Below are 21,335 nucleotides of genomic sequence, written 5' to 3'. Positions count from 1 at the left end.
GTATGTCGCTGATTGCAGGAAATTTGGCGGTTGTTCAAAAACTACTCGACGGTGCACAAATGGCGTGGGGTATCTATGGCGGAGCCGCAGCCCACTTTTATGGCAGTCGTCGCCCAATTAATGATATTGATATTGTCGTGCCAGCTAATAAGTTGAGCGAAATTGCGCGCTTGTTGCAACAAGGCCAAAAGGCTGTGCAATATGACGGTGGGCGCATTTTATGGCGCGGGATTATTCTGCAAGAAGATTTGACGATTCGTCAAAATGGCGCAGTTTACCCGTTTGTGCTTGACGACCCAATGATTGAGCGCTTGCAACGCAAGCCATTGCTTGGCTCACGGGTGCTCTTTTTGGCTCCCGAAGATATTTTGGTGCACAAATTGATTTTGTATCGTGGTTCAGACCAACAACGTTTCGATATTGTCGATTGCGAAGGCATCATCAAGCGCCAACAACTCGACCTTGAGTACCTGAACCAACGCTTGCAAAACAGTAACGCCACCGCCCTCGTTACCCCGCGCATCGCCGAAATGGGCGTAACGCTGTAAGTTTAAGGGCATTTTGGGCACAGCGCGCAGAATGCCTTTTTAATTGAACGCTGACCTATTTCAGATATTGCTTATGCTAAAAACAACCCAACCTCAGCATCCGATCGCATGGACTTTAGGCAATTGCTTGCTCTTTTGCGGCATGTATTTGTTGTTGTATGTTGGCGGCATGTACGCCGACGATTTTTACAATCAACAAGCAGCCCGTGGCGATAGCACGCTGCCTATCGCTGCGCCAATAATTGCCACTCCTGAGCCTGAACTTGGCGCGTTCCAAGCCCCCAATTTAAACGCCAACCAACTCAGCGATCAACCTGTCGCCAACGTACCAAGCGAACATTCAAGCATCAGCCGCATTCAAATTCCGCGCATTGAGGTTGATCAAAAGGTGATCGAAGTTGGTTGGGAATTGCACGATGGCGTGGCAACATGGCAAGTTGCGAAATACGCCATTGGCCATCATCAAGGCAGCGCCAACCCTGGCGAAGCAAGCAATATTGTGTTGGCAGGCCATGTTGGTGGCTCAGCTCCCGTATTTGATCGCTTGATTGAAACGCAGCCAGGCGATCAAATTGTGTTGTATAGCAATGGCCAGCAATATCTATATGTGGTGCAATCCAACGAGCGCGTGCAAGAAGTTGGCGTTTCTGCAGAACAACGCCTGACCAATGCTGCCTATATGAACCCAACTCCTGCTGAAACGATTACCCTGATTACATGTTGGCCACCAACTGGACCCAATGCCTTTGACCAGCGGATTATTGTGCGGGCCGTTCCCTACAACAGCGCTTCGGAGCACCCAGCAGGCAGCAATTGGCAAATGCGCTAAATCAAGCTGCAACAAAATTTCCTAGCCTATCGTCAGATGAACAGCTATCGACAATTCTGTGCCATCACGAAGGGGCTACACCATGACAAAACGAACATTAGGCTTGCTGTTGATTGGAGCAGGGATTATTGCACTCTTCAGCAACATTGGGAATGGCTTGTTTGGCCGCGACCATTACGATTACGATGAGGCTTGGCGCTCAGAAGTAGCGCATAACCTCAATCAAGGTAGCATTGATTTTAACGAAAATATGGATGATTTCCATGCCGACATGAGTGATTTGCAAGCTGACCTAAGCGATGTTCAAGCTGAAATCAGCGAAGCCGTCAACTCAAATTGGCAAGAAAATGCTGCCGAATTCCATGAAGAAATGGCCAACCTGCGCGCCGAAATGCAAGATGCCCAAGCCGAGATGTACGACGCTCAAACTGAAATGCGCAACGCAATGCCAGCCCATGGTTTTGCTGACGACCGTTTCGAGCATGGGCCACGCCATCGCGATGGCGCACCATTCGGCTTCTTGCTGTTTCCATTATTAATTGGTGGTGGGATCTTCTTGTTGATTCGTCGTCGTCGCATGGTTGTACGCCGCCACCAAGTTCAACACTTCTAATACCGCGTTTTGAACCTACTCAAAAGCCCCTGCAATGACGGTTGCAGGGGCTTTGTTGCGCTTAGAAAATAATTGCTGAGGCTGGCAAATTAGCCAAGAACGCGATTAAGATTCGCTTCGAGTTTTTGGCGTAAATCGCGGCGAACTTGCTCGCCAGTTGCTGGCGTAGTCAACAGGCCAGCCACAATCCCCAAAATAAACGAGCGCAGGCCAGTCCGAGCGCGGCGGCCTTTGCGACCAACCTCGGTGGTTACTTCCCCTGTTTTATGGGCGATTGTTTGGGCTGCGTGCTGGGTCGTTTCACCAACGATATGAGCAGCATCTTTGGCGCGTTCGCCAACGACCGAGGCGGTTTCTTTGGCTCGCTCACCAACAACCGATGCTGCATCTTTAGCGCGTTCGCCAACGACCGAGGCCGTTTCTTTGGCCCGTTCGCCAACAACCGACGCTACATCCTTCGCGCGTTCGCCAACGACTGAGGCCGTTTCTTTCGCGCGACCACCGACCACCGACGCTGCGCCTGCAACTGCTGGAATAACCGTTGCGCTTACATCTTGGGCCTTGGCGCTCACGGTTTGGGCGACCGAGCGTAAGGCATCGGGCGCATGCTCACGGGCTTCTTTAGCACGTTCAGTCGTGGTTGCCAAAAATTCTTGCACAATGCCACTCAAGCGTTGCACCAAATCGCTGGCTTGGTCACGGGCATCAGCACCTTTGCTGCTGGCCACATCAACAGCGCGATGGCGCAAATCGTCTGCTTGCTCCAGCACCGTTTCGCTGGTACTGCTCAAGCGATCGCGTACTTCGCTCAAAATGTTTTTGGCTTTATCGGCCAAGGTTTCGCCTTGATCCATCGCCTGTTCACGCACATCAGCCAAGCGACTGCGGGCATCGGCGCTCTTCGTATTCGCTACTTTCACAGCGCGATGGCGCAAATCGTCTGCTTGCTCAAGCACCGTTTCGCTGGTGTTGCTCAAGCGATCGCGTACCTCGTTCAAGATGTTTTTGGCTTTATCCGCCAAGGTTTCGCCTTGATCAACTGCTTGATCGCGCACATCAGCCAAGCGGCTTTTGGTTTGGTCGCCCAAATCGTTAGCCCGATCGCGGCTGGCAGCAGCAACCGCAGCTAAGCCAGCAGTTGCTGCGCTCAACAACGAACTGCCTTTATCGCGGCCTTGAGCAGCTTTTTTGCCAAGTTGGTCAACAGCATGTTCAACGTGGTCGCGGCCAGTTTCGAGGCTCGCGTTTAAGCGTTGATTCGCGTTTTTGCCAGCTTTGCGCAATTTCTTTTGCTCGCGTTTCAGCTCTTTGCGGGCTTGTTTGCTGAGGCTATGCAAATAGCTATTGGCATCAGCAGCGCGATGTTCAACTTGATCGCGCAGGTTTTCGGTGAGCAAGGTGACTTTTTCACCCAAGCTGGTCGGATGATTGCGGCGGCTACGTGCGCCCAATACTCCACCAATCACACCACCAGCAATCAGCGCGGCAGTTAATAATGGTTGTTCTTTTTGCTCAGTCATAATCAATAACTCCTTTGCTCTACAATTCGAGCATGTATCTGCTGAACATATAGCAAACCCTATACCAAGCGTTTGATTAATGGGCTATAGGCTATGGGCTTTTGGCTATTGGTTTAGGAGTTTTGAACCACGAAGATCACCAAGCGCACGAAGGATCGGAACCGCGAAGGACGCGAAGATCGCGAAGGCTGAGTTTTTTGCCACAGATTTTTAGGATGAGGCTGTGGGCTATTGGCGCTAGGCTATTGACTTTTACCCTCATCCCTCATAATTCAATCACTCTGCGCCTCTGCGTTGAAAGCTACTAGCATTTTGCCACAGATTATGGTTCCAATAGCCTATAGCCTTGAGCCAATAGCCATTATCCTTTTGATTTTTGCCTTCTGATTTTTGCCTTTAAAAAGAAGCTCGCCCGCACAATGTACGGACGAGACAGCATGTTCTGTGTTCTATGCTCTATGTTCTTAGTTGGTGACGGTTGGAACCGGGCTACTTGGTGGGCTAAGCACGCTGGAAGCAACCCAGCCACGGCCTGTGCCATCGGGCAACTGAATCTGATACCAATCGCCTGATTGACCAAGCACTTGCACGCTATCGCCAGCCTTCAACTGGGCAATCGGGTCATTATTGGTATTTGGCGCAGGGCGCACATTGGCGGTTGGGGCGGTTACGGTAGCGGTTGCTGGAGCCAAAGTTGGCGTAGCAGCAGTATCAGCCGTCGGCGTTGCCTCAGCTTCATCGTCTTCTGGGTCTTCAGTCGCTGTATCTTCGCTAACCGGAGTTGCGGTTGGCAAAATTGGCGTAACTGCCGTGCCCCACGCTGCATGATTCGATTGATTAAGTGCGCCACGCACCGTCGTAATGCGTTCATTGGCCCAGAACAAGGCAATAAACGCTACTGCAACCAATAAGGCAATTCGAATTGGGTCGGAAAGCCGCAGGATGGTGCTGCTACGTTGCATTTCGCGTAGCGCAGCGGCAGCACTGGCAGCGACTGGCTCGCCCCAACTGGTGCGACTGCGATCATCGCGTGCAACCCGTCGCAAGGCCAGCAAGGCCCGCCCATCGCCAACTTTGCCCAAGGCGCGCACAGCAGCCCAACGCACATTGCTGTTGGGGTGATTCAGCGCTTGGCTCAAAGGGCGGCTGGCCCGACCATCGCCAATTTGGCCCAAGGCTTCTGCGGCCCGATAAGCCCGCAACCACGGATATTTTGGATCAAGCGCTTCGATCAGCGAGGGAACTGCTTGCGCACCCAAGCGAATCAAATCGTCTTCTGCTCGTTCGTGGTTGGGATCGTTGGCGTTATCTAAGGCGACGACCAACTGGCGCAATTGCACATCGGCAACCTGTGGCGGAGTTGCTTCGGGCCGCGCCTGCGATGGCTGCGGTTGGCGCGGCTGTGATGGTGGTACTTGATCAGTCATATCAGCGAATCTCGAATAAGCATTAATTAATAAGGATGGTGTTGCCAGCACTCAGGCCAATTGCAACCCTCGCATTGTACCAGAGAAAGCAAGTTCAAATATCTACAGCACTATCCTGACCAGCAAACTAATCAGCAACGAATCGCTTTGCCAATTGAATCAAATGGGCTATCCAAAGCGAATATGGTACAATTGATCTATATGCAGCCCGTTGGCGCGTTCGCAAACGGCTGTTTTTTTAGGGCAAACACGAGAGTTTATGCTGCTAGAATTATTTATTGCCGATTTCGCAATTATTGACCAAGTACGCTTACAATTTACCCCAGCATTTAATGTGCTGACTGGTGAAACCGGAGCCGGTAAGTCAATTATGATTGATGCCCTCGGCATGTTACGTGGCGAACGGAGCGATCCGAGTTTCGTGCGTGCTGGTAGTAATCAAGCTCGCGTTGAAGGCATTTTCACGCTCGCCGATCGCCCAGATATTCTGCCGATTTTAGCGGAATATGGCCTTGATGGTGCCGATGACGATCAGATTATTCTGACCCGTGAAATTCATGGAGCCAGTGGCCGTAGTGTCGCTAGGATTAATGGTCGTGCAGTCAGTAGCGCTGTGCTGCGTGAAATTGGCGGGCGGTTGGTCGATATTCATGGCCAGAACGATAGCCAAACCTTATTTAACGTTCGCACCCATGCCGAAATGCTCGACCGCTATGCAGGCGTGGTTGCCGATCGTGAGCAACTGAGCCAACAGGTGATCGCGATTGAAGCAGTGCGCAACCAAATTACAAGCTTGCGTAACGCCGAAGCCCGCCGCATCGATCGCATCGAAGAATTAACCTTCTTGGTCGAAGAACTGACTAACGCCAAACTGATTGCTGGCGAAGAAGCCACATTAACTAACGAGCGTAGTTTGTTGCAAAACAGCGCCAAAATTACCGGCATGGTCGATACGATGTATCGTTTGCTGCGCACTGGCACGCCTGCTAGCGAGCGCCGAACCGCAACCCGCTCGATTGTCGATAGCCTTGATGATGTGACGAATGTGTTGAGCGACCTGTTGCGGCTTGACCCAAGTTTGGCAGCGCTCAACGAGCAAACGCTCGAAGTACGCTATCGGCTTGACGATGTGATCGAGGGCGTGCGGACGTATCGCGATCGTTTGGAATTTGAGCCAGGGCGGCTGGAAATAATAGAAGATCGCTTGGCAGAGCTGCGCGATTTGGCAAAAAAATATCGGGCCGCCGATGCTGCCGAATTGCTCGAACGCTTGACCAACGCCAGCGAAGAACTCGAAACTTTGCATTACAGCGCCGAGCATATTGCCGAATTGGTGCAGCAAGAGCAACAACTGCTAGCCAGCATTGGCATTGCCGCCGCCGAACTGAGCAGCCGCCGTCGCCACGCAGGCGATGAATTGGCCGAACGGATTGCCGCTGCCATGGCCGATTTGGCCATGCCGCATGTCAAATTCCATGTCCAACTCTCGCAACGGCCAGATCCACAGGGCGTTTTGATCAATGAGCGCCATTTGGCCTTTGATCGCACGGGAATTGACCAGATTGAGTTTTTACTCAGCCCCAACCCTGGTGAGCCGCTCAAATCATTGGCCAAAATTGCCTCTGGCGGTGAATCGGCGCGCTTGCTGTTGGCGATGAAGTCGATTCTTTCGGCGGTTGATAGCGTACCAACCTTAGTTTTTGATGAAGTTGATGTGGGAGTTGGGGGTCGGGCTGGCCATGTGGTCGGCGAAAAATTGTGGGGCATTAGCGATGCCCATCAAGTGTTGTGTATTACCCACTTGCCTCAAGTTGCAGCTTTTGGCGATTGCCATTTTGCGATTGCCAAACAAGTTGTCAATCAACGTACCCAAACCTTTGTGCACCCACTGAGCGAACAAGAGCGCATCGAAGAATTAGCAGCGATGCTTGATGGAACACCGGTGAGCGAAGCCAGCCGACGCTCTGCAAGCGCCATGCTGGAACGTGCTGCCAACTACAAACTGGCAACCAGCAATTCATAATTCAACAATACCCATGCCTTTGAAGGAGTCTGCCTTGGATTCACGCGAGACAACGATCAGCCTGTGGTCGCGGCGGGTGATGGAAGCCTGCTGGCTACTGGCTTTAGCAATGATCCCGATCTATTTTAGTTTGCTTAGTGACCGCCACTTTGAGCCAGATAAAGCGGTGGCCTTGCGTTCCATCGTGATGATCCTTGGCGGTGCGTGGATTATCAATTTGCTTGAGCGCGGCCAAGTGTTTCGCTTATGGCCACGTTGGCGCGATTGGTGGCGCTCGCCGCTGGTTGCTCCAGCTATCGTCTATGTTGGGGTCTTTTTCTTTACGACACTCACTTCGGTCTTAGTCTTTACCAGCTTTTTTGGTGGCTATAATCGGCTTCAGGGCTTCTACACCAACTTCTCGTATGTGGTGGTGTTTGGGGCAATGCTGGCTCATGTGCGCCGCCGCGAGCAACTTGAGCGCATTATTACGGTGATTGTGGCCACAACCCTGCCAACCTTGGGCTATGGTTGGGTCCAATATCAGCGCAGCGACCCCTTGCCATGGGCAGGCGATACCGCAGCGCGGGTTGCCTCAAGCATGGGTAACTCGATTTTTGTGGCTGCCTATTTGATTCTGACCCTGCCATTTATGCTCTATCGCTTGATTACGAGCTTGATGGCGACCAAACGCAACGAAGCCGAGGGTTCAAGCTCAGTTGGTTTAGATGCAGCGTGGTTTGTTACCTTGGGCTTGCTGCCACTTGGCCAATTAAGCTTGTTGTATGCCACGCTTAAGCTTGGAGCCTTGATTCAAGCGCCATTGCTTGGCATTGGCCATTGGTGGATTTTCCCGCTGGCGGTGATTGTCACGAGCAGCACCTTGCCCTTGATTTCGTGGGTTACCAGCACGCGCAGCCGTACTGATTGGCGCTTGTATGTGCCTGGTGGCTTGATTTTATTCTACATGCTGGCCCTCGTTATTGGCGGCTATTTGACTGCTGATCAATGCCAAGGTCAGATTAGCAAAACCTGCTATAACCTCGATATGGTTTCGGCAGATCGCGCCAGCAACTTCCGCACCTGGTTCTTGTTGGCGATGGCGGCCTATTTTGGCTTTTATGGCTTGGTTGTGGCTTTGCCACGCCGCATTGCCGCTGCGCCGCATGCCTTAGTGCAATGGCTCAGCGCTGCGGTGTATGCTGGGCTCAGCATCTTCACCGTCGTTATTATCTTCTTTACCCAAAGCCGTGGGCCACAAATTGGCATGTTTGTCAGCATCTTTGTGTTCTTCACGCTGTTTTTGTTGCAAGGGCTACGCAGCACCAGCTTCAAACGAGTTTTTGGCGCGGCGCTCAGTGCTTGGGTCGTGCTTTCATTGGCCAGCGCTGCCTTCTTGGTTGTGCTCAATACCGATTCGAGCAGCTTTAGTGGCTTGCGCCAAAGCAACCGCTATATCAACCGCTTAGGCAACTTGCTCGAAACCGATGGTGGCACTGGTTTGGTGCGGGTGCTGATTTGGCGCGGCGACGAGCACACCCAAGGGGCAGTTGGCTTGGCCTTGAGCAACTCGCTGCGCACCGTCATTGGCTGGGGCCCAGAATCGATGTTTGTGGCCTACAACCCCTTCTACCCGCCGCGCTTGGCCAATTATGAATCTCGTGGCGCTTCGCCCGACCGTTCGCACCAAGCCTTACTTGATGAATTGGTAACCAAAGGCGCAATTGGTTTATTCAGCCATTTGTTCTTATTTGGCTCATTCTTGATTCTCATGCTGCGCTTGTTACGCATTCCACGCTTGGTCAATCTTGGCATTACAACCGTGTTTATGCTGGGTATTGGGCTGTTCTTCGCCGTCTTTTTGAAGAGCCTAGAATTAGGCTTGATTGCTGGCGGCGTAGGCTTGTTGGTAGTTGGCCTCGCCACATGGCTGGGCTATGCCAAGCCTTTGGATGAACCAATTAGCTTTGGCTGGCAATTATTGATTATCACCGCACTTTCGGCAGTAGCAGCCAATTTTGTCGAAACCTTGTTTGGGATTCCAATTGTTTCGTCGTTGCTGTATACCTGGGTGATTATGGCGGTTGGCGTGGTCGCTGGTGCGCAAGCAGGAGCCTTCCAGCTTGGCAGCAAGCCTGCGGTTGTTGCCGCAACGTCGGTTGAAGAAGAAGTTGAAGTAGCCCCAGCCAAAGCTGGCACCAAACGCCAAGCAGCCCAAAATGCTCGTCGCACGAGTAGCAATCGTGGCCGCAGCAGCAGCGGCGTAACGGGCGCGGCTCCAGCTCGCATTTTGTATGCAGTGGTTGTGCCGATCGTCTTGCTGTTGGTTTGGTTCCTCAACCTCGATAATATTTTTGCTGATATGCGCTATTTGCAGGGCAAACAATTTATCGACCAAGGCCAAGGCCTCGATCAACATCTCTTGGGCTTTGCGGCAATTCAAGATGCGGTTGAGCATGCACCAAACGAAGATCTTTATTTCTTGATGTATGGACGGGCCTTGATGACCTTGGCCACCGATTTGAGCATTGAGCAAAACAAGTTGGTGAGCGAAAATCAAAATCAGGCCATTGCCCAAGTGCTGAATAGCCGCCCACTGCCCAATGCAGAGCTTGACGATTTGCCCAAAACCGAATATAGCATTGCTGGCATGCAAAATACTGCCCGCGATTTCCTGACCAAATTTGGGCCATTGCAAGTGTTGGATTATGCTCGCTTGGCGTTGGAAGAAGCGCAACGGCTCAATCCACAAAACAAAGATCATCCAGCTAACTTAGGTCGTTTGCATTCGTCGTGGTTCCGCAACACCGAGCAAAGCGACCCAGAAGGCGCGCGCAAGCATCTCGATGCTGCAATCGAAGCCTACAAACAGGCGCATACTATCGCGCCGCAAGATGTTGAATTGACTGGCCAATGGGCAATGCTCTATCTGTATCGCGAAGAATACGATACGGCGATTGCTGAATTGAGCAAGGCAACGACGCTTGATCCGCTGTGGTCGATCAACTTCATTCGCTTGGGCGAGGCTTATCGGCGCAAGGGCGATTTGCAAAATGCCGCTCAAGCCTTTGCCAACGCCTTGGCGCTTGATCCACGGGCACTCAACAACAGCGGCTTGGTTGACGTGGCCGAATTGCCTGCTGAACGCAGCCAGCGAATTCAAGCAACGTTCGCCTCGATGCAAAGCGATCCAGCGGCGTTCGATAGCTTCTTAACCGGCTTCGAACGAGCAATTGCCAGTAAACCAGGCGATATGTCGTATCGCCAGATTTACACCCAAGTGTTGAGCGATAGCAAGCGCTATGATGCTGGCTTGGCTCAAGTTCAATTGGCCTTGGCTGAGATGGATAAAATGGGTGCGCAAGATCCTAATTTCAACACCACCTATGCTGATACCAGAACGGGCTTTGAGCAATTGCTCAGCTTTTTTCAAAGCCAACAATAACTGAGTCTAATCAACTCCAACCCCCTCTCCTGCATTGCGTGGGAGAGGGGAAGCGTTATTTTCGCCCGCCTCAACAATATTTACTTTCACCAAGAGAAGCTATATGAGTGTTTCGCTGGCCCAAATCTTCCTGATTTTTCTTTCGGCGCTAACCATGTCGATTGTAAGTACACCGCTTGTTCGGCGCTTGGCGATTGCCGTTGGCATTATCGACCAACCCAATGCACGCAAAGTTCATACCAATCCAGTGCCATTGCTTGGCGGCTTGGCAATTTATGGCGGGGTTATGGTTACCCTGTTGATTTGGGATGAGCAATTTATTCTGCGCGAGTTGGCAGCCATTTTGGGCGGCGCGACGATTGTGGTTACCTGTGGCATGCTCGATGATAAATGGGGTTTATCGGCCTCATTAAAATTACTGGGCCAGATTATTGCCTGTTTTGTGCTGATTTATGCAGGAATTCAGGTGCAATTATTCGCTTCGCCGCTGCTCAACGCCCTGATTACGATTGCATGGGTGGCGGGCATTTCGAATGCGATTAATTTTCTCGACAACATGGATGGCTTATCGGCAGGCTTGACTGCGGTAGCATCGGCATTCTTTTTGCAACTTGCGGTCTTGAATGGTCAAGTCTTGGTAGCAGCGCTGTCGGCAGCAACGATGGGCGCGTGCATGGGCTTTTTGCGCCACAACTTCGTGCCCACCAAAATCTTCATGGGCGACACTGGCAGCCTGTTTTTGGGCTTTATTTTGGCGGTGCTGGGCATCAAGTTGCGCTTTCCCAGCAATAGCATCATCGTCACTTGGATGATTCCAATTGTGGTGTTGGGCGTGCCAATTTTTGATACCTCGATGGTGATTGTGGCACGTTTGCGCCGGCGGGTAAACCCATTCAACACGCCAGGCAAAGACCATATTTCACATCGGCTGGTAGCACTGGGAGCTTCCCGCCGCGAAGCTGTGTTGATTTGCTATATGCTTGGCGTTGGCTGTGGCATTACTGCGACGATGTTGAGCAAAGCCGATGTGCAAGAAGCCTATGCCTTGGCAGGCTTGTTGATTACGATTGCAGTTGTTGGCATTTGGTTTTTCGAACGCTATGCGCGCTATACTCCACCCAAATAAGCGCGCACAACAAAGCCCATGGTTTCTGCTCCCGCAGCCGTAACCATGGGCTTTTTGGTTTAAGCAGCGACCTTTTGTGATTCCCAAGGCAAATCGAGCGCTAAGCGTGAGGCAGTAACCAAGGCAGGCTTGAGCAAAAGCTTGGGACCATAGGCCATCCAAACACTTTCGTCGGTAACACAGCGATACGATCCATCATCAACGAGTTCCAATCGAGCACCGCAATCGGGGCAGCGGCGTTCTTCGAGCGAACGATTTTCCATGACGGGCCTCCTTGTGTGGGTGGTGTGTCCGGAGCCGGCGGAATTAAAAAATCCCACCCCCCGGAGAGAGGAGTAGGCGATCATTGCCCTGTCGTATGGCCACGCTGCCATGTGTTAAGCTGTAGTATACATGGATTTGGTAAATTGACAATCGGGCTAGAGCAGTAGTTTCATAGCCAGCATAGTGATGGAGTGTTTTGCAATGTATTGTCTCCAGTGTCGACAGCGGTTGGAGCCACGCTTGCGCGGCGGGCGCGAACGCTTGAGCTGCCCTGATTGTGGCTGGGTCTGGTTTAATAGTGCGCCAGCTGGGGTTGCTGCCGTCATCCAAAATGAGCTTGGCGCGGTCTTGCTGGTGCGGCGGGCTGGCTCGTTTCGGCCTGGCTTGTGGTGTTTGCCCTGTGGCTACCTCGAGCACGATGAGGAAATGCGCCAAGGCCTCGCCCGCGAAGTGCTTGAAGAAACTGGCCTCCATGCAGAAATTGGCGAGGTTATCGCCGTGCATTCGAACCTTGATCGCGAGCCGCCGTATCCGCTCGGGGTTTGGTTGCGGGCTACGGTCAGCGGGGGCACGTTGCAAGCTGGCGGCGATGCAGATTTGGCGCAATTTTTTGCCCTTGATCAACTACCGCCATTAGCTTTCGATCACGATGCCTTGGTGTTGGCTCAATTACAACAGCCAAGCGATGCCAGCATTGCAACATTAACCACCGAGATGCATGAGTTTGTGCGCTCGAAGGGTTGGTACGAGGCAAGCTCAAAGCGCCCACAAACTGCGCGCAATTTGGCGATTTCGCTCACGCTCGAAGCAGCCGAAGTGCTTGAACACCTGCAATGGCGCGACGAGATTGTTGATCAGGCTGAATGGCAGGGCGAGTTAGCCGATGTCTTGCTCTATTTGCTGCAATTGGCCGATACCACCAACGTCAATTTGGTCGAAGCAGTGCGGGCAAAATTGCGCAAAAACGCCAATCGCGAGTGGGATCAACCAGCTCAGTAAGTGGCAAAAATGAGAGAATTAAAACTATTTAATGTCGTTGATTGACAGCAAGCAGCAATATCCGCTATAGTTAAACCAGAACTTGTGTTCTATCACAAATACAAGTTCTGGATGAAGGAGGTATTGCGGTGAGTCAGCAACCTGATCAACAACAGCAAAATCGGCCATTGCGGCTGATGTTTATGCTTACAATGGTGATAATGTGTATCACTGTGACGGTTTTGGTCGTGCTTGGGCGCGATGTTGCCCAGCTTGTGACCGTTGTGGCAGCCTTTGCGGCCTTAGGTGCATTGCTCTGGCCAAAACATTAACCAGGCCTTGCTGTAAGGGTTACTCCTTGCAGCAAGGTTTGTTGCTCTTATTTTTTCTCGTACGTCAATAATTCCAGCTTCAGCGCAATACCTGCTTTCCATCCTGGAGTAATACGTGGCAAATTCACCCTTGGCAGTTGCGAGGCAATTACGTATACTCGTACTACATTTCGCCAAACGCAACCTCTACGAAGAAAGGGTTTCCCTATGAAGCCACGATTTTTTGCGCTTGGCAACCAACAACTGCATAGCGCAGCGCTGAAGCAGCATTCTGTAACCCGCCGCATGATCGGTTGGATCAGCCTCTTTGTAGTGTGTTTGTTGCTCATTCTGTATAGTTTTAGTCAATTTGACCATATTCCGTTGAGCACGCTGACCCGCGACCCCGCCGACATTACGGGCGTGCCGTTCTACTTTGGCATTCTTTCGACCTTGGGTGTGATGCTATGGTCGGCAGCAACTGGAATTTGTGCAGTTGGCTGGTTATTGCTTGATCCGAGCCATGCACAGCGGCGTTTTTTAGCTGCCTCAGCGCTCTTATCAGGTTTATTGACCCTTGATGATGCTATTTTACTCCACGAACGGGTTTTTCCCGTGCATCTGCATATTCCCGAAAATTTGGTGCTAGCAGGCTATTTGGCCCTAGGAATCGCCTATCTTTATTATTTTTTGCCGCGAATGTTAAGCACAGATTATGCTTTGTTTCTGCTTGCTGCCGGATTCATGGGCTTATCGATTGTATTTGATGTGATTATGCCCTTCTATGAGCTAGCAACCTTTACTGAAGATAGTCTCAAGTTTATTGGGATCGTCTTTTGGTTGAGCTATTTTGGGCGCACCGTCCAAGGCATTTTAGCTGCTGCCAAACGCCAAGGTTAACGCAAAGCAACGCTCCTACTCAAAGCGCCGTGCTTCGAACGGTGCTTTTGGCTGTCTGCCAATTCTGCAAGGAACTGATTATAATAAGCTAGCATTTATTCAAACGACGTAGGATAGTGGTTTTGTGCACTGCGTCGATGAGACATGGGGATCAGCATGGCAAATGAAACGCAACCTCAATCCAACATCGTTGAAGGATTAACTGGGCGTTTACCGCTCTTGATTGGTGGTTTAGTTGGTTTTTTCGGCTTGGTCTTATTTATGCGCATTCGTTATATGCTGCATAAGAGCGCACAGCAACTTGATTTTGAAGGAATTCAGGCATGGCTGATCATCGATATAGTGATTGTGTTGATCATTGCGCCATTAGCACATACGCTGAGCCATATCTTTGGCTTAATTGGCCAAAAGCAGCCATGGAAACTCCAACGCCGCTTGCTATACCCGCGCGTGCGCCCAACGCAGGCACTTTCCCGTCGTCAGGTTATCGGCTATTTGCTAGCACCCTTGGGCTTGAATGCCCTGTTGTTGCTTGGGCTTTTGATTGAGCCACTTGCGGCCTACTTCGCCTTGTGGGGTGCAGTTAATCTTGGGCTAACCGCCAACGATCTTTGGAAGGTCTTGGGGATTTGGCGCTTTCCGCAAACCAGTTCATTTGTCGTTCAGCAGAATCATCTTGAGCGAATAGAGGTAAAACGTGGATAAAATTTGGTTTGTTGCCCGCCGCGATTTGCTCTATCACATTCGCAAAAAGGATTTTTATTGGTCAACCTTGGGCGTGCCTTTGCTCATTGGCGCAATCTATTTGTTTGCCCAACTCTTTGGTGGCGATCCATCGGGCCAAACCACCACCAGCCTGTTTATTCCCGATAATGATCGCGATCATAGCATTGGCATTGTAGATCAAGCGGGCGTGATTAAACAGCATTTCGAGGTTATTTCGCCAACCACGGTGCTACAATTTGACGATCAAGCCACTGCTGAAAGTGCCTTGCGCGAAGCCCAAATCGAAAGCTTATTTCTAATTCCTGCAGATTATCAGCAATCGGGAATTGTGACCCGTACCACGCGCACGGCCAGCATTTTTGATCAGGCTGATACGAATGCAGTGCGCACCTTGTTGGCAGTCAATCAATTGCGCTCGCCGCATATCGATTTTGTGCCGCTTTTGTTCGAGCCAATTAGCTTGAGCAAAGCAGAAGCGATTGGCAAAAATGTGCGGGTTGCAGGCAATCTCAATCAAAATTTTGCTGGCTCAATGGTGCCAATCGGCTTTGCGATGGCGATTTATATTTCAATCTTTATGGGTGCAAGCTTATTGATGCAAGGCATTTTGGAGGAAAAAGAAAATCGCACCCTCGAAGTATTGCTGACCTCAATCTCGCCGCGCGAACTCTTGACTGGCAAAATGGTTGGCTTGGGCATTGTGGCCTTTATTCAATTGGGCTTTTGGGCAATCCTCGCAGTTGGGGTTTTGCGTGGTCAGGCCATTCGCGCAGCCCTCAATCAAGTGCAAATTGAACCCTTGACGTGGCTATTGCTGGGAATCTTTTTTCTGCTTGGTTATTTGTTTTATGCCAGCCTCACCGCAGGCATTGGGGCAATTAGCCCATCGATGCGCGAATTATCGCAATTAATTATCTTGGTCAGCGTTCCGGCGATGATTCCGCTAATGTTTATCACCTCGCTGCTGAGCAAGCCCAACGGCAGCTTAGCATTAATCCTCAGCATTATTCCCTTTACCGCACCCTCAACAATGATGCTGCGTTCGGTTATGACGGTTGTGCCGCCATGGCAAATTGGGTTAAGTATAGCGTTGCTTGCCTTATCAGTTGTGGCGACGCTCAGCCTAACTGCGCGTTTATTTCGGGCCACAATTTTGTTACGCGGCAGCAAATTTTCGTTTCGCGGCTTATGGCAGGCATTACGCTAAATGCGGAGGCATTGAATGGAACCGATTGTGCATATTGTGCTAGCCTTGTTGCGGCGGGAAAATCAGGTGTTATTGGTGCGTCAGCAGGGCCAAAACGGCAGTTATTGGAGTATTCCTGGTGGCAAAGTCGAGGTTGGCGAACATTGGCTCGAAGCCTTTGCCCGCGAGGTGCGCGAAGAAACCGGCTTGGTTGCCGCGCCCAGCACTTTAGCCTATATGTCGCAAGTCTATTTGGTTGGCAAGGCCCAAACTGTGGTTTTTTGCGCCTTTGAAGGCACAACCGAGGGCGAAATCGCGATCAACGATCCTGATAACGAGATCGAAGAATGCGCTTGGTTTGATCTGCACGAGATTCCGACAATGGTGCAAGCACTGCGCTGGCCAAGCACCCGCCTGCCATTGCTCGATTATCTGGCGGGCAATGTTGAGGCAGGCCGAGTCTGGGCCTTTCGCTCGAATGAAGATAATAGCGAACAATATTTATTGCAGGCAATCTAGTAAAAAGTTCCCTTGGAAGTAGTGGCGCGTTCCCTCAAACCCAGCCCCCTCTCTTCCAAGGGTAGGTTTTAAGATCCCCTCACCCCAACCCCTCTGCCGTGCGCGGACGAGGGGCTTTTTCACCCAGATCGCTGGGAAACCAGCGTTGACTCCCCCTCGCCCGCGTCCAGTGGGAGAGGGGGCTGGGGGGTGAGGGACTTTCATCATCCACGCAACAGCGATTGGCCACCGTCGATCCAGATTTCGGTGCCAGTGATATGGCTTGAGGCTTCGGAAGCCAAAAAGCCGACCAACTGGGCAACTTGTTCAGAAGTGCCAGGCTTGCCGTGGGTCAAGGGAATATCGCCCTCGGGAAATTCGGCGGGCACTTTCACGCGTTCAATTGAGCGTTTTTCGGTGCTTTCCTCGATGCTGGTTTCGATTGCTCCAGGGCAAATAACATTGACGCGAATATTAAATTGCCCAAGCTCCAAGGCCAACATTTTGCTCATGGCAACTTGGCCCGCTTTGGTCGTCGAATAGGCGGTTGCGCCAGCATTGCTAAAGGTGCGCGTGCCGTTGATCGACGAGGTAACAATAATCGAGCCGCCCTGTTTTTTGAGCGCTGGCACCGTTTTTTGAATCGTCAAAAAGGTGCCAGTTAAATTAATATCGATCGTCTTTTGCCATTCTTCGAGCTTTAATTCCTCAATTGGTGCCCACACGCCGTTAATTCCCGCGTTGGCAAACACACAATTGAGCTTGCCCCATTGTTTGAGGGTTTGATCAACGGCTTTTTGCATATCGTCAGGGTCGCTAATATCGGCAATGATGCCTAAGGCTTCGCCGCCAGCCTGTTTAATCGCTTCAACCGTTTCGTTTAACTCATCTTCGGTGCGGCCAAGCGCGGCTACTTTGGCACCATGGGCCGCCAAATGGATTGCCGCAGCTTTGCCAATACCCGAGCCTGCGCCCGTTACCAAGGCCACTGTATCGTTTAAATGCATGAGTCTGCTCCTTCGTTCAGTTCACAATCTTCACAGCACGCTATTGCAAGTTGCGTGCAAAGAATCAGCCTTGCGACTGAGCAGCACTCCATCATGCGATGGGCTAGCTTTTGCAGCCAGCGGCTTAAACTGAGCCGTACTCACACACCCAAGCCATGCTACAGGAGGCCACAGTGCCGATTATTGATGTTCGTAATTTAGGCAAAACCTATCGCACCATTGAGAAAGAAAATGGAGTCAAAGGCGCAGTTAAGGCCCTCTTTCGGCCCCAATATCGCGAAAAAGTTGCAGTCCACGATTTAAATTTCCAAATCGAGGCAGGCGAAATTGTCGGCTATATTGGGGTCAATGGCGCTGGCAAATCGACCACCATCAAAATGTTAACTGGCATTCTCTACCCGACGACTGGCTCAGTTTCGGTTTTGGGCCACGATCCACAGCGTGAGCGCGTAGCCAATGCGCGCAATATCGGGGTTGTGTTTGGCCAGCGCAGCCAGTTATGGTGGGATTTGGCGCTGATCGAATCGCTCAATTTGGTTGCCAATATTTATGAAGTTGAGCCAAGCCGCTACAAACAATTGCTTAGCCATTTTTCTGAGGTTTTAGAGCTTGATGAAATATTAAAAACGCCAATTCGCTCGATGTCGCTGGGCCAGAAGATGCGCGCCGAATTAGCTGCCACCTTTATTCACGAACCCAAAGTGGTCTATCTCGATGAGCCAACGATTGGCCTCGATGTGATGGTGAAGCAGCGCATTCGCGAATTTATCAAAGATTACAACCAAACCCACAATACAACCGTGATGCTCACAACTCACGATTTAGGCGATATTGAGCAGCTTTGTTCGCGGGTCATCATTATCGATGCTGGCAGCAAAGTCTACGATGGCCCGTTGAACGCGATCAAACAGCAATTTGGCAAATTTCGCACAATTACCTTTGAAACCAATCAACCAATTGCGAGCGTGAATTTGCCGCCAGCCTGTGAGCAACTGAATTTAAGCGAATTCAGCCTCGAAGTACGCTTTGATCGCAGCCAAATTAGTGCCAGCCAAGTGGCAACCGCTGTCATGCAGCAGCTTGATGTCGCCGATTTTACGCTCAATGAGCCAGATTTAGAGAGCATTATCAAGCATTTATATCAGAATCCGACTGCCTATAATGAGGTTGGCACTCGTGGATAAACTCTATTATCGATTGCGTATTTATCGCAGTATGGTCAGCATCAATATTAAAGAAGTGCTAGCCTATAATTTTTGGTTTTGGTCGCAAATTGGGGCGCATGTTTTACTCACAATTGCCTATATTTCATTTTGGAAAGCGCTCTACAGCGAGCGTGACAGCATCGCTGGTTTAGATATGCAGCAAACCCTAACCTATATCATCTTGGCACGAATTGTTATGCCACTGGTGCAATGGGGCTATACCCAAGAATTTGGCTATTGGATTCGCGAAGGTACAATTTCAAGTGAATTATTGCGGCCTGTCGATTTTCAAGAACGGATTTACATCGGCCATCTAACCCGCACATTTATATCATTAGTCCAACAATTGGTGGTTGTTGGCAGTCTTGCACTATTCGTATTTAAGATTAGCTTACCAACTGATCCCTTAGTTTGGCTAAGTTTCCTCATTTCGTTATTGCTTGGCTGTAGCATCTTATTTTGCTTCGATTGGATATTTGGCTGCATTGCCTTTTATTCTACCGAGGTTTGGGGCTTGCAAGTGGTGCGTGGTTCAATTTTACTGCTATTTAGTGGGGTGCTTTTGCCATTAACCATGCTGCCAACAGAATTACAAACAATTGCCAAATGGCTGCCATTTGCCCAGAGCGTTTCGGTGCCTGTATCGATATTAAGTGGCATGACTCCATTAAGTAATCTTGGCAGTATTTGGTTGCAGCAATTGGCTTGGCTTGGCGTGATGTTTATGCTTTCACGCTTGATGTTTAATTTCAGTGTGCGTAAAATAACCGTACAAGGTGGATAATAATGCTTCGGTATGCAAAACTTTATTGGCATTTTGTCATTCAGCGTTTCAAAATTTTGATGGAATATCGGCTCAATTTTTTCATTGGCTCGATTTCAACCGTACTGTTTCAAGGAGCGAGCCTTGTTGCGTTATGGGCAGTTTTACGTCAAGTTCCTAGCATCCAAGGCTGGACATTCGAGCAGATTTTATTAATTTATGGTTTATTGACCTTATCCAAGGGCATTAATCATCTTTTTGCAGATAATCTCTGGGTGGTCGGTCGCGATTATATTCGGCCTGGCCAATTTGATCGCTTCTTGGTGCGGCCAATTAATCCTTTATTCCATTTATTAGCCGATCGAATTTGTCATGATGCAATTGGCGATTTTATTGTTGGATTGAGCTTAGTCAGCTATGCAATGGTGCAATTGCACTTACCAGTTAATCTAGCTAGCATTGGCTTTATCATATTAATGGTGATTAGCGGTGGCGTAATTTTCATTGCACTAAATTTAATTACCGCAGCAACATCATTTTGGATTATGGATTCAATTGCGGTAACCAACGTTGTGTTTCATACCAATGAATTTGCCCAATATCCGCTGACGTTTTATCATCGCTCGATTGGGGTGTTATTGACGTGGCTGGTTCCATATGGTTTTGCCTCGTATTATCCCGCTAGCTATTTGCTTGGGCACGCAATTGGCTGGATGGCGTGGCTGGCTCCATTGGTGGCGCTGGTTTGCATCACGATTGCCTATCGCGTTTGGGTATTGGGGCTGCGGAATTATGGCAGCACTGGCTCATAAGCCAATTTCTACCTTAGAATAATGCCAATTTAATCATAGGGAGAGCTAGATGAGCATGGATGATATATATGATATTGAGGCTGAAATTACCTTCGAGCACGAAGATCCTGAGCGCGCTTTGATCATGGCATTATACTTCACTCACGGCGAGTTACATTTTAGTCCCGATTCTCATCAAGGCTGGGATATTCAATTCAGTAAAGAGGGCAATCGCACGCTGCTGCCAAGTGGAGCAATTCTGGCCGATTTTTGGTTTCTCAACCCCCACTATCAACTGGGAGAAATGGCGGTTGGCAGAAAGTTTTGGATTCGCCGAGGATCTGTGCATCAGGGGACGGGCCATATAACGCAAATTTTGAATTTAGAGCGATCTGCTCGCAAAATAGTACATTATGATCTGCCGGTTGAGGTGACGTTTTTACAAGCACCGATTAATAATCCGTCGCGCTATTACTCGTTATTGTATGGCAAACACTTAGATGCTTATGATTTGCATCAGGGCGTACTCTTCGTCTCACATGATACTCCATTCGTTCAGATTAAAAAGCGACAGAAGAAACATCTATCGATACAAGCAAGCCTTAATTCGGCGATGCTGCATCAACCACTAACCATCATGTATCAACGCCTAAATCAACAGCATGAGTGGCTGATTCATGCACCTTATGCTGTTGATGAGCAAGCAACTTCACAACCAAACAATGCAATTATTGCGAGAGGCCAAGACATTCAGCCCCTTAAAACTAGTTACGGATCGATAATAGTGAACTTAATCATTGAGGCCAGACGAATTGTCAATGCCAAAGAAAGCCTAAAAGGATATTTAGGTTTTACCTATGGCACACTCTTTGAAGGCGAGAATTATAAACTGAATGGCACGGAACGCCTGTTGATGCTTGAGGAAGGCCAAACGGTCACTGTTGGCCAGCCAGTGCGTGGTCACCTCGATCTACACGGCTTTGCTAAGCATATCGAAGCCTTGCCCAGCGGCACGGAATTTGTGCTACGAGCCGATGATCAGACTATTGCCAAGGGTCGCGTGATTTAATCGAGGAAGAACAGAGAGCATAAGGCTATTGGCTATTGGCTATTGGCTCTGGGCTATTGGCAATCGTATTCCCTCACCCCCCAGCCCCCTCCTTTCAAGGGTAGGTTTTTAACCTGTCTCTTATACA

20 protein-coding genes are annotated in these 21,335 nt (G+C 50.2%); 16 read left to right on the top strand and 4 right to left on the bottom strand.

Translation table 11 applies throughout. The annotated features are described in order from the left end of the window. Positions 1-2: 2 nt before the first annotated feature. The 3 genes from C5S61_RS21330 to C5S61_RS21320 all read left to right on the top strand — a co-directional run bounded on the left by C5S61_RS21330 (position 3) and on the right by C5S61_RS21320 (position 1,990). Positions 3-548 carry a nucleotidyltransferase family protein gene (locus C5S61_RS21330; protein WP_110518624.1) on the top strand — a complete coding sequence of 182 codons (546 nt, stop codon included), beginning with the start codon at positions 3-5 and terminating at the stop codon, positions 546-548. Between the two features lie 73 nt (positions 549-621). Then, positions 622-1,377 (top strand): sortase, encoded by a 756-nt coding sequence (locus C5S61_RS21325; protein WP_110518622.1) that lies wholly within the window; start codon positions 622-624, stop codon positions 1,375-1,377. A gap of 82 nt (positions 1,378-1,459) precedes the next feature. Then, on the top strand, positions 1,460-1,990 hold the full coding sequence (locus C5S61_RS21320; protein WP_110518620.1) for a hypothetical protein: 531 nt from the start codon (positions 1,460-1,462) through the stop codon (positions 1,988-1,990). An 89-nt stretch (positions 1,991-2,079) separates the two neighbouring features. On the opposite strand, the gene C5S61_RS21315 is transcribed toward C5S61_RS21320, so the two are convergent. Together C5S61_RS21315 and C5S61_RS21310 are read right to left on the bottom strand one after the other, a co-directional pair. Then, entirely contained in the window at positions 2,080-3,510 is a 1,431-nt protein-coding gene (locus C5S61_RS21315; protein ID WP_110518618.1) for a hypothetical protein, read from the bottom strand. A gap of 464 nt (positions 3,511-3,974) precedes the next feature. Continuing rightward, positions 3,975-4,937: an SH3 domain-containing protein gene (locus C5S61_RS21310; protein ID WP_110518616.1), complete on the bottom strand. Its 963-nt coding sequence runs from the start codon at positions 4,935-4,937 to the stop codon at positions 3,975-3,977. Positions 4,938-5,196: 259 nt separating this feature from the next. Between C5S61_RS21310 and recN the strand changes: the two genes are divergently transcribed. From recN to C5S61_RS21295, 3 genes are all read left to right on the top strand, one after another. Beyond that, on the top strand, positions 5,197-6,960 hold the full coding sequence (recN, locus tag C5S61_RS21305; protein WP_110518614.1) for a DNA repair protein RecN: 1,764 nt from the start codon (positions 5,197-5,199) through the stop codon (positions 6,958-6,960). Between the two features lie 34 nt (positions 6,961-6,994). Next, entirely contained in the window at positions 6,995-10,384 is a 3,390-nt protein-coding gene (locus C5S61_RS21300; protein WP_164689705.1) for a tetratricopeptide repeat protein, read from the top strand. A gap of 103 nt (positions 10,385-10,487) precedes the next feature. Then, positions 10,488-11,510 carry an MraY family glycosyltransferase gene (locus C5S61_RS21295; protein WP_110518610.1) on the top strand — a complete coding sequence of 341 codons (1,023 nt, stop codon included), beginning with the start codon at positions 10,488-10,490 and terminating at the stop codon, positions 11,508-11,510. Between the two features lie 59 nt (positions 11,511-11,569). On the opposite strand, the gene C5S61_RS21290 is transcribed toward C5S61_RS21295, so the two are convergent. Next, positions 11,570-11,773 (bottom strand): hypothetical protein, encoded by a 204-nt coding sequence (locus C5S61_RS21290; RefSeq protein WP_110518608.1) that lies wholly within the window; start codon positions 11,771-11,773, stop codon positions 11,570-11,572. 202 nt (positions 11,774-11,975) lie between these two features. Between C5S61_RS21290 and C5S61_RS21285 the strand changes: the two genes are divergently transcribed. The 6 genes from C5S61_RS21285 (at position 11,976) to C5S61_RS21260 (ending at position 16,394) form a co-directional block, all read left to right on the top strand. Further along, complete coding sequence (locus C5S61_RS21285; RefSeq protein WP_164689704.1) at positions 11,976-12,773, top strand: NUDIX domain-containing protein; 798 nt, start codon at positions 11,976-11,978, stop codon at positions 12,771-12,773. Positions 12,774-12,901: 128 nt separating this feature from the next. Next, the gene (locus tag C5S61_RS21280) at positions 12,902-13,084 is read left to right on the top strand and encodes a hypothetical protein (protein WP_110518604.1); all 183 of its coding nucleotides are present in this window, start codon (positions 12,902-12,904) and stop codon (positions 13,082-13,084) included. Between the two features lie 207 nt (positions 13,085-13,291). Next, positions 13,292-13,963: a DUF8692 domain-containing protein gene (locus C5S61_RS21275; protein ID WP_110518602.1), complete on the top strand. Its 672-nt coding sequence runs from the start codon at positions 13,292-13,294 to the stop codon at positions 13,961-13,963. Between the two features lie 156 nt (positions 13,964-14,119). Further along, positions 14,120-14,668 carry a metalloprotease family protein gene (locus tag C5S61_RS21270; RefSeq protein WP_164689703.1) on the top strand — a complete coding sequence of 183 codons (549 nt, stop codon included), beginning with the start codon at positions 14,120-14,122 and terminating at the stop codon, positions 14,666-14,668. After that, a complete protein-coding gene (locus C5S61_RS21265) occupies positions 14,661-15,896 on the top strand; it encodes an ABC transporter permease (RefSeq protein WP_110518598.1) in 1,236 nt (411 codons plus the stop codon). Before C5S61_RS21270 ends, C5S61_RS21265 begins: the two co-directional genes overlap by 8 nt. A 15-nt stretch (positions 15,897-15,911) precedes the next feature. Beyond that, positions 15,912-16,394, top strand: coding sequence for an NUDIX hydrolase (locus C5S61_RS21260; RefSeq protein WP_110518596.1), 483 nt, complete (start codon positions 15,912-15,914; stop codon positions 16,392-16,394). Positions 16,395-16,597: 203 nt separating this feature from the next. On the opposite strand, the gene C5S61_RS21255 is transcribed toward C5S61_RS21260, so the two are convergent. Beyond that, on the bottom strand, positions 16,598-17,380 hold the full coding sequence (locus tag C5S61_RS21255; RefSeq protein WP_110518593.1) for an SDR family oxidoreductase: 783 nt from the start codon (positions 17,378-17,380) through the stop codon (positions 16,598-16,600). A 173-nt stretch (positions 17,381-17,553) separates the two neighbouring features. Here C5S61_RS21255 and C5S61_RS21250 point away from each other — a divergent pair, with 173 nt between their 5' ends. From C5S61_RS21250 to C5S61_RS21235, 4 genes are read left to right on the top strand one after another with little or no spacing between them, the layout of a single operon-like run. After that, positions 17,554-18,564, top strand: coding sequence for an ABC transporter ATP-binding protein (locus tag C5S61_RS21250; RefSeq protein WP_110518591.1), 1,011 nt, complete (start codon positions 17,554-17,556; stop codon positions 18,562-18,564). Next, positions 18,557-19,369 carry an ABC transporter permease gene (locus C5S61_RS21245; protein ID WP_164689702.1) on the top strand — a complete coding sequence of 271 codons (813 nt, stop codon included), beginning with the start codon at positions 18,557-18,559 and terminating at the stop codon, positions 19,367-19,369. The genes C5S61_RS21250 and C5S61_RS21245 overlap by 8 nt, the downstream gene beginning before the upstream one ends. A gap of 2 nt (positions 19,370-19,371) precedes the next feature. Then, complete coding sequence (locus C5S61_RS21240) at positions 19,372-20,160, top strand: ABC transporter permease (RefSeq protein WP_110518587.1); 789 nt, start codon at positions 19,372-19,374, stop codon at positions 20,158-20,160. 49 nt (positions 20,161-20,209) lie between these two features. After that, complete coding sequence (locus tag C5S61_RS21235; RefSeq protein WP_110518585.1) at positions 20,210-21,208, top strand: hypothetical protein; 999 nt, start codon at positions 20,210-20,212, stop codon at positions 21,206-21,208. The last annotated feature ends 127 nt before the right edge of the window (positions 21,209-21,335 follow it).

This window comes from Herpetosiphon llansteffanensis (assembly GCF_003205875.1).
In the GTDB taxonomy this organism is placed as follows: domain Bacteria; phylum Chloroflexota; class Chloroflexia; order Chloroflexales; family Herpetosiphonaceae; genus Herpetosiphon; species Herpetosiphon llansteffanensis.
Note: the sequence above shows the minus strand (reverse complement) of the source record. Positions and strands in the feature narration are given on the sequence as shown.

Coding starts and splice junctions, on each gene's coding strand:
- C5S61_RS21330 (WP_110518624.1), top strand. CDS start 3: ATGTCGCTGATTGCAGGAAATTTGGCGGTTGTTCAAAAACTACTCGAC.
- C5S61_RS21325 (WP_110518622.1), top strand. CDS start 622: ATGCTAAAAACAACCCAACCTCAGCATCCGATCGCATGGACTTTAGGC.
- C5S61_RS21320 (WP_110518620.1), top strand. CDS start 1,460: ATGACAAAACGAACATTAGGCTTGCTGTTGATTGGAGCAGGGATTATT.
- C5S61_RS21315 (WP_110518618.1), bottom strand. CDS start 3,510: ATGACTGAGCAAAAAGAACAACCATTATTAACTGCCGCGCTGATTGCT.
- C5S61_RS21310 (WP_110518616.1), bottom strand. CDS start 4,937: ATGACTGATCAAGTACCACCATCACAGCCGCGCCAACCGCAGCCATCG.
- recN (WP_110518614.1), top strand. CDS start 5,197: ATGCTGCTAGAATTATTTATTGCCGATTTCGCAATTATTGACCAAGTA.
- C5S61_RS21295 (WP_110518610.1), top strand. CDS start 10,488: ATGAGTGTTTCGCTGGCCCAAATCTTCCTGATTTTTCTTTCGGCGCTA.
- C5S61_RS21290 (WP_110518608.1), bottom strand. CDS start 11,773: ATGGAAAATCGTTCGCTCGAAGAACGCCGCTGCCCCGATTGCGGTGCT.
- C5S61_RS21285 (WP_164689704.1), top strand. CDS start 11,976: ATGTATTGTCTCCAGTGTCGACAGCGGTTGGAGCCACGCTTGCGCGGC.
- C5S61_RS21275 (WP_110518602.1), top strand. CDS start 13,292: ATGAAGCCACGATTTTTTGCGCTTGGCAACCAACAACTGCATAGCGCA.
- C5S61_RS21270 (WP_164689703.1), top strand. CDS start 14,120: ATGGCAAATGAAACGCAACCTCAATCCAACATCGTTGAAGGATTAACT.
- C5S61_RS21260 (WP_110518596.1), top strand. CDS start 15,912: ATGGAACCGATTGTGCATATTGTGCTAGCCTTGTTGCGGCGGGAAAAT.
- C5S61_RS21255 (WP_110518593.1), bottom strand. CDS start 17,380: ATGCATTTAAACGATACAGTGGCCTTGGTAACGGGCGCAGGCTCGGGT.
- C5S61_RS21240 (WP_110518587.1), top strand. CDS start 19,372: ATGCTTCGGTATGCAAAACTTTATTGGCATTTTGTCATTCAGCGTTTC.
- C5S61_RS21235 (WP_110518585.1), top strand. CDS start 20,210: ATGAGCATGGATGATATATATGATATTGAGGCTGAAATTACCTTCGAG.